At 46.4% G+C, this 11443-nt stretch carries 11 protein-coding genes; 6 read left to right on the top strand and 5 right to left on the bottom strand.

Translation table 11 applies throughout. The annotated features are described in order from the left end of the window. Window positions 1-117 precede the first annotated feature (117 nt). The 4 genes from ACM64D_RS05745 to ACM64D_RS05730 are packed head-to-tail and all read right to left on the bottom strand — an operon-like array spanning window position 118 to window position 3896. Complete coding sequence (locus tag ACM64D_RS05745) at window positions 118-1209, bottom strand: D-alanine--D-alanine ligase family protein (protein WP_415062236.1); 1092 nt, start codon at window positions 1207-1209, stop codon at window positions 118-120. Window positions 1210-1237: 28 nt separating this feature from the next. Continuing rightward, on the bottom strand, window positions 1238-1891 hold the full coding sequence (elbB, locus tag ACM64D_RS05740) for an isoprenoid biosynthesis glyoxalase ElbB (RefSeq protein ID WP_415062235.1): 654 nt from the start codon (window positions 1889-1891) through the stop codon (window positions 1238-1240). 56 nt (window positions 1892-1947) lie between these two features. Continuing rightward, window positions 1948-2808, bottom strand: a complete 861-nt coding sequence (locus ACM64D_RS05735; protein ID WP_415062234.1) for a hypothetical protein — start codon at window positions 2806-2808, stop codon at window positions 1948-1950. After that, a complete protein-coding gene (locus tag ACM64D_RS05730) occupies window positions 2805-3896 on the bottom strand; it encodes a GNAT family N-acetyltransferase (protein ID WP_415062233.1) in 1092 nt (363 codons plus the stop codon). The genes ACM64D_RS05735 and ACM64D_RS05730 overlap by 4 nt, the downstream gene beginning before the upstream one ends. 175 nt (window positions 3897-4071) lie before the next feature. Here ACM64D_RS05730 and ACM64D_RS05725 point away from each other — a divergent pair, with 175 nt between their 5' ends. Genes ACM64D_RS05725 through ACM64D_RS05700 form a run of 6 tightly spaced genes read left to right on the top strand, consistent with a single transcriptional unit; the run spans window position 4072 to window position 8592 of the window. Next, window positions 4072-4305 (top strand): ferredoxin, encoded by a 234-nt coding sequence (locus tag ACM64D_RS05725; protein WP_415062232.1) that lies wholly within the window; start codon window positions 4072-4074, stop codon window positions 4303-4305. After that, on the top strand, window positions 4295-4981 hold the full coding sequence (gene nth, locus ACM64D_RS05720; RefSeq protein WP_415062231.1) for an endonuclease III: 687 nt from the start codon (window positions 4295-4297) through the stop codon (window positions 4979-4981). Before ACM64D_RS05725 ends, nth begins: the two co-directional genes overlap by 11 nt. Before the next feature lie 14 nt (window positions 4982-4995). Further along, a complete protein-coding gene (locus ACM64D_RS05715) occupies window positions 4996-5478 on the top strand; it encodes a DoxX family membrane protein (protein ID WP_415062230.1) in 483 nt (160 codons plus the stop codon). Between the two features lie 3 nt (window positions 5479-5481). Beyond that, window positions 5482-6525: a thiamine ABC transporter substrate-binding protein gene (locus ACM64D_RS05710; RefSeq protein WP_415062229.1), complete on the top strand. Its 1044-nt coding sequence runs from the start codon at window positions 5482-5484 to the stop codon at window positions 6523-6525. Further along, a complete protein-coding gene (locus ACM64D_RS05705) occupies window positions 6522-7985 on the top strand; it encodes an ABC transporter permease (RefSeq protein WP_415062228.1) in 1464 nt (487 codons plus the stop codon). The genes ACM64D_RS05710 and ACM64D_RS05705 overlap by 4 nt, the downstream gene beginning before the upstream one ends. Further along, window positions 7957-8592 (top strand): ABC transporter ATP-binding protein, encoded by a 636-nt coding sequence (locus ACM64D_RS05700; protein ID WP_415062227.1) that lies wholly within the window; start codon window positions 7957-7959, stop codon window positions 8590-8592. Before ACM64D_RS05705 ends, ACM64D_RS05700 begins: the two co-directional genes overlap by 29 nt. Here ACM64D_RS05700 and ACM64D_RS05695 read toward each other — a convergent pair. Continuing rightward, window positions 8589-11309 (bottom strand): ATP-binding protein, encoded by a 2721-nt coding sequence (locus ACM64D_RS05695; RefSeq protein ID WP_415062226.1) that lies wholly within the window; start codon window positions 11307-11309, stop codon window positions 8589-8591. The two genes, ACM64D_RS05700 and ACM64D_RS05695, sit on opposite strands and share 4 nt — an antisense overlap. Window positions 11310-11443 lie beyond the last annotated feature (134 nt).

Raw genomic sequence — 11443 nt, 5'->3', positions numbered from 1 at the left:
ATCGGAGGAACGTCAGATAATTATATGAAAAAATGCAATTATCTAAAGTTTTTGAGGACAGACAGGCAATAGGGCCCTCAGGGGAGAAGGCCTTTTAGATAGTTTGATTGCGAAGTATTAATCTAGATAGCTTGTTTTAAGTTTTTGTTCATCCCGGTACTTTTCCAGGCCAAAGTGGATCAGCTTGGTGATCAGTTCTTTATAAGAGACTCCGGTGGCTTCCCACATTTTCGGATACATAGAGATCTTTGTGAATCCCGGAATCGTATTGATTTCGTTCACAAAAAGATCGCCATTGGGCTTCAGGAAAAAGTCGACTCGGGTAAGTCCATCACAGCCCATAACTTGGTAAGTTTTCTTTGCCAGGGTTTGCAGCTTGTGCAGAGATTCTGGCGAAATTTCAGCAGGAATCCTTAACAAAGCCCCATTGTCGTCGAGATACTTTGCCTCATAAGAGTAAAATTCGTGCTGGGGAATAACTTCTCCAGGCAATGAAGCCTCCGGGGAATGGTTGTGTCCCATGACGGAACACTCGATCTCACGTCCTTGAACGAACTCTTCAGCCAAAACCTTGGTGTCAAACTGAAAGGCATCCTTAAGATGAACTTCATAATCTTCAGCCGACTTAATTTTGTGAACTCCGACGGAGGACCCCGCATTGGCCGGTTTAATAAAGAATGGGGAACCTAACTGCGCCACCACTTCTGAATAAGAGGTATCTTTAAAAGGTGTCAGTAATAGATAACGAGCATTTGGAATCTGAGCTTCGGTGAAAAGACGCTTCATGATTTCTTTGTCCATACCCGCTGCCGAAGACCATACCCCGCAGCCAACAAAAGGCAACTGCACCATTTTAAAGAGGCCTTGAATCGTGCCGTCTTCTCCCATGGTTCCATGAAGAATAGGGAATGCCACATCGATTTTCGTTTTTGAATGGTCTTTTAGGGAATACAGAACAGGGGTTCCTTGAAATGAAATCAACGCCACGGGTTCCGCTTGATTTGGCAGAGACTGATCCTCCAGCTTTGTCACCTGTGAGAAAACAGCAGTGTCGGGAAAACGGTACCAGCTTCCTTCTTTGCTGATGCCAATAAGAAGAGGAGAGAAGCTATCTTTATCAAGGGCGTCAGCGACATTTTTTGCAGAGCGAAGAGAAACCTCATGTTCTGCGGATTTTCCACCAAAAATAAGTGCTACAACTTTTTTCATTCTTGCGTATTCCATTTTCCTTAAAGAATTAGGCCCACTCAACCAGTTCGTGAGCTAAACCAAAGATGCCTTTAAAAACTTCGTTCGGTTTGGCGTTGCCATACATATAAGCGGGTGTGGTGACAATTTTACTTTCTCGATCCGTGATGTAATCATCCACAGGACATTCTTCGTGAAGAGCGCCGGTTTTTTGAATTTCCGCAATGGTCTCTTTGTCGTCGCCGATCGTGAGGGTGATTTTCTTATCACCTAAAACGCGAGCGAGTAAAACGGGAGCAATACATAGAGCCGCGATAGGTTTGCTGGCACTATGAAAATCCAATATGACCCGCTTGATGTCGGGGATGACGTCGCACTTGGCTCCTTTTTCTGCCCAGTTACAAAGATTTTTGGCAGCGCCGTAGCCTCCTGGGAAGGCCAGAGCATCAAAGTCTTTGACGTTCAGTTTGTCCAGGCTTTGGATTTTCCCTCGGGCGATACGACCCGCTTCCACCAACAGATGACGTTTTTCATTTTGGGGCTGACCGTTTATATGATTGGTCACGGGGATTTCGATATCTGGAGCAAAGCAAGAGACTTCGGCCCCTGCTTGATGAAGAGCGATAAGTAGACTTACGGATTCTGTGATTTCGCTTCCGTCACGATGTCCGCATCCTGAAAGCACAACGGCGATCTTTTTCATGAAAACCTCCCGAAAGAGGTTCTAGATTACTGTGATTTGCAAGCGATGGCAATGAATCAGCCACCGCGTTTGAAGTTCTTCAGCTTCGTGCAGGTCGTAACAAGGACCTTTTGATTTTGTACGGGGTACAGTTGACGGAAACAGTACTCTGTCATGCGGGAAAGGAATGGAAGATCCGGACTGAATGAAACGGAATAGTTCACTTTTTGTTTTTCAACGGATTCCCCTGATTTTAATGCTAAGGTCCAATCGAAATTGACAGTCTTCGTGCGTAAAGAGCAGTCAGCGAGTCCACCACAGTCGGGTTGAGTTTTCATCAGGTCTGGGGCGGGGCGTATCACGTCAGAGACTTTTAAGTTGGAGCATTGGATTTCACAACTATCAACTTTGAGTTGTTCTTTGCAATACTTGTCCAGGGCATCTGACTTTAAACAAGCATAGGCAAGTCCATAAAGACGCTCATAACCCAAAGTCATTTGATAATCATCGGCCAGAGTTTTCAGTTCATTTGCACGAAGATTTTTGGCCATGGCAACGGCGGGATCGGCTTTAGTCACAGAGCGATGGTCTTCGCGAGTCGACTCTTTTCCCTCTTCGCCTTGTTTATAGATTTTGCTCTGATAGAGGAAGGAATAGAGATACTCTGTTGCAGTTTCTTCCTTTTTGGAAACGGTAATTCCTTCTTGAAGAACAAAGAAGGGGCTGGGATTGTTTTCTAAAGTTTGTTCCGTTTCTTGAAAAAGAAAGTCATTCGGGGTCATGCTTAACGGATCAGCACTGCCCCAGCCTTCAGAAAGGGCGGATTGCACCTCTGCGACCGTCGCGGGATTTTCTTCTTCTTGCAGAGGCTCCTTAATACAGGACGCCAAGCTGCTGACGGTGAGGGCCAGCAGGGTGAGTTTTAAGCAAGTTGTCATATAGAATCCCATCCCCAAATCCAGAGATTCAGTGGTAATACTTTTTCAAGTTTTTGAATGGTCTCTTCTTTAAAAAGACCGAGAGTTCGATAGTCCACGGGGCCAAATAAAAGGCGAACCATATCGGTTTCATTGTTAATAGTGAAAAGATTTTGTCCCACTCCAAACACGAAGTGATCAGGATGTTTTTCCAGAACGACATCGGGCATTCCTTCAGCTCGGAAGGCGCGTTTAATTTTTGCAGAAAGCTGGTCGAAGTTAATGAGCTTGATCATTCCCAGGAAGCCCTGATTCATTGTGACAGGCTTTTGTTGAAGCTGTTGGATTAAGTTCTGAGCATGGCGAGGGCAGATGATCGTGTAAGGTTGATTTTTTTGTGCTCGGATAAAGCTAAAAAGGGCCATCAACTTAGAGACGGAGCCACCCCATTCATGGATGTATCCTCCAAGATCGACACCTTTTCCTTCAATGGCGTAGGCCGCCAACTGTCCATTGGACTCCCAAGCCGTGTACACTTTTGTTTGAGGTATTGAGAGGAACTTTCGTGTTTCTTCGATGGTGCGCACCGAGTTGACTGAGTGAGCTGAGTACAGACGGTAGATGGCGTCTGGAGACACTTTGGAGTCTGTTGAGAAACGCAAGTTTGTCGGGGGGATGTCAAAGTTCTCTTCAATAACGAAGCTGATCTCGCTTCCGGCAAGTTCAAATCCCATGCGGCGGTAGAAATCAAAAAGATCTGTCCAAAGAATCGCGATGTCACAGGATTGTTCTGAAGCCAGGCGAAGACAGTCTCCAATGACTTGGGTGCTGAGTCCTTGGCCGCGATGGCGATCATCGGTGACGACGGAACCAATCGCTCCCACTTTAAAAATAACATGAGGTGATTTGATGATGAGAGGTTTCAAGACGGCGTGAGAAAGAACATGACCCTCATCAGCAATGATGCGCATGTTATGTAAATTATTCGAAGAAAAGGCCGTGGGATATTCAGCGGCAATAGACCAAGAGGCCTCGCTGCGAAGCTTTTTATTCAAAAAATCAAGTACCTGAGGAAATTCCGTCTCTTGCGGAGAACGAGGTCCTTCCATGAACCCTCCTTGCTAAATGGGAAGCTCGCTTCTTCCCATCATCTAGTCTAGCGTTAAAAGGCATAGGGCCCCAGTGTTCTAGGGGAGAGGCCTGAAAAATGCGACCCAAGTCTGGAACTCAGTTTGACATCAAGGTCAAAAGTTTTATATTAAGGTCGCATATTTAGGAGACCTCATGGCCGATAAAAGTCAGAAATGGAAAGAGAATAAACCGGGCAAAGTGTTTGTAGACCAATCCTGTATTGCTTGTGATGCTTGCGTTCTGACGGCCCCGAAGAACTTCGCCATGCATGAAGAAGACGGCCACGCCTTCGTTTCAAAACAGCCCGAAACCCCAGAGGAAGAGGCATTGTGCAAAGAGGCAATGGAAGGTTGCCCTGTTGAAGCCATTGGGAACGATGGCGAGTAAGAAAAAGTCTTCGGTCAAAAAAAAGACCACTCCATCGGCCGCCAAGAAAAAAGCGGCCCCTATTCTAGAGACAATAGAGCTTTTTAAACGCTATTATCCTGACGCTCATTGTGCCCTTAACTATACGAATCCTTTTGAGCTTTTAGTGGCTACAGTTCTTTCGGCTCAATGCACGGATGAGCGGGTCAATATGGTGACGCCGCTTCTTTTTAAAAAATACGGAACCCCTCAAAAAATGGCAAAGGCTCCTGTTGAGTCCATCGAAGAGATCATTCGCTCTACAGGTTTTTTCAAAAATAAAGCCAAGAATTTAAAGTCCTGCGCTACTTCTTTGGTCGAGAAATATGACGGGAAGGTGCCCAAGGATCTTGAGTCTTTAGTCCAGCTTGCCGGAGTGGGGCGTAAGACGGCGAATGTGGTTCTGGGGAATGCTTATGGTATCGCCAGTGGGATTGTGGTCGACACCCATGTGTCGCGACTTTCCAATCGCTTAGGATGGGTCAAAAGCGAAAATGCGGTCATCATTGAAAGGGAACTCTGTGCTGAAGTTCCCCAAGAGGATTGGGTGATGCTTTCCCATTACCTGATCTCCCATGGTCGAGCTATCTGTAAGGCGAGAAAACCCGCTTGCAGTCATTGCTTTCTCGAGGAGACTTGCCCTAAGAAGGGTGTCTAGGTCACAATGTTTCCATGTTGGTAGCATTCTTTGAGAGCGTTAAATACGTCGGTCATCTTTTACCCATTTCTTTCTTAAGAATTTTCCTGGGTTATTACTATTTAGAGCATGCTTTATTGAAATACCGAGGGGACTTTCTGACTCGTCCTCGTATCGCCGATCAGATTGCCGAGTGGTTGCCAGCCAGCCATGCGCCGAACTGGTTTAAAATTTTTGCCAGCAGTCAGATGATCCCTCATTGGCAAACGGTGGCTTTTATAATTCTTGGTTTGGAGTTCGCTGTCGCCATCTCCTATATCGTCGGCTATGTCGTTCGGCCTGTGGCCCTCTTGGGAGTTCTTCTTTGTGTGACGATGTTGTTTATTTCGGGACCGGCCTCGGAAGATCTCTATAAAACTTTCTTGGCGATTCATTTGATTCTAGCATGGGTGGGGGCTGGTCGTTGCTTGGGTTTTGATTATTACTTCTTCAAGCGTCGTCGCGGTCTTTGGTGGTAAAGCGTGAAACATTTTGTTCTATTTATTGCGGTTATCTTCTTGGGTCTTTTTTTAGCGGTTCTCAATAAGACGGAGCCAGGAACGGCTGCCTCAAGCTCTCTTCCGACATTACGGGTTTTTGGATATGCTTCATTTACAGGACGCTGGGGACCAGGGCCTCTTTTAAAAGAGCAGTTTGAAAAAAACTGCAAATGCAAAGTGGAATTCATTGAAGGAAGTGATTCGGGAATTCTGTTGCAACGACTTAAGATCGAAGGGGAAAGTCTGGGAGCCGATCTGGTGATCGGTTTGGATCAGTTTGATTTGTCAAAAGCGACTTCCGAGCAGCCTTGGCGTAAACTCAGTCTGGGTCAACTGAACGTTTACGACTCTGTCAAACCCGCTTTGGCAAACAGCTTTTTTATTCCCTACGATTGGGGAGCGTTGACGTTTGTGACCCGAAAAGATGATTTGAGCCGTTTACCTGGCTCCTTGGATGATCTTCTTGATCCTGAGTTGGCAAAGAAAATCGCCTTGGAGGATCCTCGCACCAGTTCCCCCGGCATGCAGTTTTTGTACTGGGTGATACGCTCTAAGGGGGAAGAAGAAGGCTTCAAATATCTTCAAAAGATCATGGCGCAAGCACACAGTTTTTCGCCGACGTGGTCTACGGCTTATGGCCTTTTCACCAATAAACAAACCAAGCTTGTGTACTCCTATGTGACGTCGCCTCTTTATCATGAGATCGAAGAGAAAAGAAAAGACTATTTGGCGCTGACTTTTACGGAGCCACTTCCAGTGCAATTTGAATTCGTGGGAATTCCCGAGTTCTGTCGCCACTGTGATTTGGCCGAGCAGTTCATTAATTTGATGCTTTCCCAGGAAGGGCAAAAGGTCATCATGGAAAAGAACTACATGTTCCCCGTGATGAAAGGCGTGATGGAAAACACACCGTTTGAGCCTCTTATGAAGGTGAAGACGATAGAGACTTTTGAGGCCCTGTCCTCAGGGGAAGTCGATCGCCTTTTAAAGCGTTGGACTGAAATTCGTCGAGGCGATCTCAATTGAACCTGAGAAATATTCTTCGTCTTAGTCTTGTTCTTTTTTTGCTATTTCCGTTTCTGTTTTTACTAACACAGTTTCGTATTTCGACGCTGCCCGAAGGGGCAGAACTTTTGTGGGCGTTTAAGAATAGCTTCACGCAAGCGTTCTTTTCGGCACTGTGTTCATTGCTGGTTGGATTTTGGGTTGCTTTGGGACTGTTAGCTTTGAATGAGAGAACCCAGCGGCCGGGACGATTTGTCTTAGAAATTCTTTGTTTGCTGCCAAATTTTCTTCCTCCTATTTTTATTCTTCTATCCACTCTGAATCTTATTGAGCCGTTTCCCATGGGGATTTCCGGCATCGTGATCGTTCATACGTTGATGAACTTCGGCCTTGTGGCTGTTCTTTTGGCCGGAATCATTGAAAACAAATTAGGCGGGGTCGCAGAGCTTGCTTACGTTGAAGGTGTTTCGCGTTGGCAATTCGTGTGGCGAGGACTAGTGCCCATGCTAAAAAAAGATTTTTGGCTGTTGGGACTTTTTATTTTTATAGTCTGTTTTGGCAGCTTCTCGGTGCCATTGATTGTTGGCGGAGGAAAGGGCACGACAGTGGAGGTCTTGATCTATGAAAAGATTCGACTTTCAAGTGACTGGGGTCATGCGGTTCTGTTGGCCTTTTTGCAGTCAACATTTATCTTTGCCCTTTCTTTTGTGGCCAGCCGAGGAAAAGGTGTTAATAACACGCGGATTGCGAACTTAAGTCTTCTGAAAAGTTTTTCGGGCATTGTTGTGTTGTTGGGGGTTTCGGCTTTCTATCTTCTTGGATATGTGCAGGGATTCGTATCGGGCCTGTCCATGCTTTCTACTTTTTACGATTTACAGTCCGCGATTCTTTGGAATTTCTTGGGAAGCCTCGTATTGGGATTGAGTGTCGGCGTTCTGTGTTACTTGGGGCTGATGTTGATCGCATTTTGTTGGCCCAAAGCGTGGTTTGAAAAATTTTTGAATGGTTATGTGGCGCCGTCGACGTCTTTGGCTTGTTTCAGTCTTTTGATTGTTTCTCCGAATGAAGGGTTTTATCCATTTGTGAAGATTCCCATTGCCTTAACTCTTTTAAGTTTAAACAGTCTCTTTCGTATGGGGTGGGATGGAGAGCTGCAGGCCTTACAATCGCAAGTGACCGTCGCCTATGCGATGGGGGCATCCCCGCAACAAATTTTTAAAGAAGTTCTTTTTCCTCAGCTTTCGGATCGGGCGGGTTTGTTGGCAGGGATTGCCGCGATTTGGGCCAGCGGGGACTTTGCCGTTTCGCGAATTCTTGCCCATCGCGATTTAAGCATTGCGATGATGACTGAAACTCTCATGTCAGGCTATCGCTTGAACCAGGCCATTGTTCTTAGCAGTCTGATTATTTTATCCGGGATAGTGTGTTTTGTGATTTGTGTGGGGGGAAGTCGTGTCCTACGTCGAAAATTTGCATCGTGATTATGGAGATTTTAAATTGGATATCGACTCCTGGGAGATTCTTGACGAAGGAGTCACCGTGCTCTGGGGCCCTTCAGGTTCCGGGAAGACCTCAGTCTTTCGTATTCTTTTGGGCCTTGAACCTTGTCCAGGAATGAAATGGATCTTTCAAGGCGTCGATTTGGCCAAGTTAAAAACACCCCAGCGACGTCTTGGAGTGGTCTTTCAAACTTTGGATCTTTTTCCGCATATGACCGCCGAAGAAAATATTCTCTTTGCGGCTCGAGCTCGTGATGTGAATCCCCAGAAGGCAGCCGCTCGGATGAAAGAGTTGACCGAAGTCATGCAGATGCAAGGATTTTTGCAGCGAAAAGCGGCGGTCTTGTCGGGGGGAGAAAAGCAGCGAGTGGCCATTGCTAGAGCTCTCGTCGGTGAACCGCGCCTCTTGCTTTTGGATGAACCTTTTTCTTCGCTCGATCAAGAACTGCGCGAAGAAAGTCGTAAGATTGTGAAAAGAGTCATTGAGATCGAAAAGATTCCAACTCTTTTGGTGACTCATGATCAAAAGGATGTTGAAGTTCTTGGCAATAAAGTCACAACCATTCGTCAGGGAAAACTAGTCAGTTAAACGGTGTAGCGTTGGATCATTTCCAGTAAAGCAGACTTTTTAATTGGTTTTGTGACATGTTCTGTGCAACCCGCATCTAAAGATTTTTGAACATCTTCGGACATGGCGTTGGCGCTGACGGCAATAATGGGTATCGGCTTGCGATTTTGTTCCCGCTCCCATTGGCGAATTTTTTGGGTGGCCACATATCCGTCCATCACAGGCATTTGAATGTCCATGAGAATGAGATCGAAATGTTCATGGAGAACTCTGTCGACCGCCTCCTTCCCATTTTCAGCCTGAACCACGTCGAACGGGAGTTTCTTTAGGTAAGTCAGCAGAAGGAAACGATTGTCTTCGGTGTCATCGACAATCAAGATACGAGCATTTCGAGAAACCATGGTTGCATTGATGGGAGCGGATTCTTGAGGTTTTTCAGGGACCTTGCTGACTTCGCTAGATGATTCAGTAGGCAGGTAGGGAACCGTAAAGAAGAAGGTGCTGCCAATCCCGTCCTTACTTTGGAACCAGATCCGGCCCCCCATCAGCTCGACAAGATTTTTAGAGATCGTGAGACCCAATCCGCTGCCGCCGTATTTGCGGGTGATGGAGCTATCGGCCTGAACAAAGTTCTGAAAAAGAAGGTGTTGTTTGTCGTCAGGGATTCCTGTTCCGGTATCCTGAATGGCGTAACGGATAAATTTCTTATCGGGACCGTCGAACTCCAAGGCGACCGCGATTTCCCCTTTTTGAGTGAATTTAATGGCGTTGCCGATGAGGTTGAATAGAATCTGGCGAAGCCGAGTGGGGTCGCCAATAATCAAGCGGGAAGGGGCTTGCTCAAGATTGATGCGAAGATGAAATTGAAGATTTTTTTCTGCGGCTTTTTGCTTCAGGATATCGCAGATATTTGTGGTTGTTGATTCCAGATCAAATGCAATTCTTTCCAGGCGAACTTCCCGCGCCTCGATTTTTGAAATGTCCAGAATGTCATTGATCAATGCCAAAAGATTTTCACCAGCATTGGCGCAGACTTTGACCAGTTGGGCTTGCTCTGGTTTCAGATCTGATTCTGCGAGGATATCGGTGATACCGATGATCGCATTGAGCGGGGTGCGAATTTCGTGACTCATGCGCGCAAGGAATTCGGACTTTGCTTGAGAGGCTTTAACGGCCTGTTCCCGGGCTTCAATCAGGGCTTGTTCGGCGGTGATACGATCTGTGATATCTGTGCAAACAAAAACAAAGGTTAAATCTCTACTGGCAGTTCTATTGGGAAGAGCCGCCCAGTTCATCAGAATGGGGACTCGACGTCCCTCATTATTCATGATCTCCGCTTCAATGCTGTGACGAGTTTGCAGGAGCCAGGTGTAGTTTCCGAATTCCTCTTGAGCGTGAATTAAAGTCTTGAGATCAATCTGAGCAAGTTGCTGGAAGGAAAGGCCCAAAAGTTTAAGAGCCGCTTCGTTGGCCTGGGAGATCAAATATGAGCACTGCCGCCAATCTTCATGATGAGAAACCTTGACGATAAAGAGGAAGGCTTTGATGGATTGAATCACGCTGTCCAGGAACTCTTTTGAAACCGTCGTGGTTTCAAGGCGATCCGCGAGCTGGTTGTATTTGCTCACCAGAAGACCGATTTCGTCTTTGGAGCTATAATTGATTTTTTGTGTAAGATTGCTGGTGCCAAGTTTTTCCAGGCGGTCGGTCAAAAGTTGAATCGGCTCAACGACTTTTCCGGTAGCCGCAAATGTGGCGAAGAAGAATAAAATAAAAATTAAAACGGCAGCAGCACTAGAGGCGATGGCGATGCGATCCAAGACAGCGAACGCCTCACTTTCGTCAATTTTGGTTTGGATGTACCACAGTTCTCCGTTGGGCAGATAGATTTTTCCGATGGATCGGATGACCTTTTGCCCGCGATAGTCCATGCCGAGTTCACGAACCTCACTAAGATTCTCAATTTTCTTTATGTCTTCATCACCGCGATTGGAAGAGAGAACTTCGGCATCTGGAGCGGACGTGCCGGACTGTTGCTTTTCGACACGAAAACGACCCGTGTTGCGTAAGCTCCAGTCTTCTCCATAAATCAGAGTTTCTCCCGTTTGTCCCATGCCGTGAGTGGCCCAGGCAAAGTTGTCGCTGGTAATGCGATCAATTTCTGAAATTGAAATCTTAAGGATGAGCACTCCCAGCACACGATTTCCGCGATAAATAGGGGAGGCGACATAACCTGTGGCAGAATGGGGACTGATGGGGTCCTTGTCGAAATCCAAGAACAAAGTAGCACCCTCTTGGGCCTTGATTCCCCAAGTGAACAGATCGTGCAGCTTATTGCTGGAGGGCAGATCCTTTAAAATGGAACTTCCGTCTTCGATGTCCTTGCGAGTGGTGTAGACGACGACTCCCTTGGGGTTCAGCAGGGCCATATCGTAGATATTAAAGTCCAGAACATAGTTATCTAACAGACGTCTAAATTCAGGGTGGGTATCAAGCCGAGGCGTTGTCAGAAGATCATCCGTTTGTTCATGTGTGGAGATCAGGTTGATGGCCGTCTGTAAGTCCCGAAAGTAGTTTTCGATGGCCGTTGTTTTGCTGATTCGAATCTGAGTCAAACGCTCATAAGTGCTATCAATAACGGTGGACTCAACAATCTTGAGGCCAATAAGAGCGACTACGAATGTCGCAAGAAAGACGGAGATAAGGTTGAATAAGAAAATTCTTAATCTTAAAGTCATGTCCTCGAAAAGCCTGTGTAATAAAGTGATATCCCATAGACGACAAGGGGGCAATGAGTACTTAAAAAAGCGTCACGAATCCGGTCTTTTTCGCGCTGGAACTGGCTCTGGTCAGTGTCGAATGACTCGGCTGG

Source organism: Bdellovibrio sp. (assembly GCF_047637665.1).
GTDB lineage: Bacteria > Bdellovibrionota > Bdellovibrionia > Bdellovibrionales > Bdellovibrionaceae > Bdellovibrio.
The sequence above is the reverse complement of the archived record's forward strand: the minus strand, read 5'-3'. Positions and strand labels throughout refer to the sequence as shown.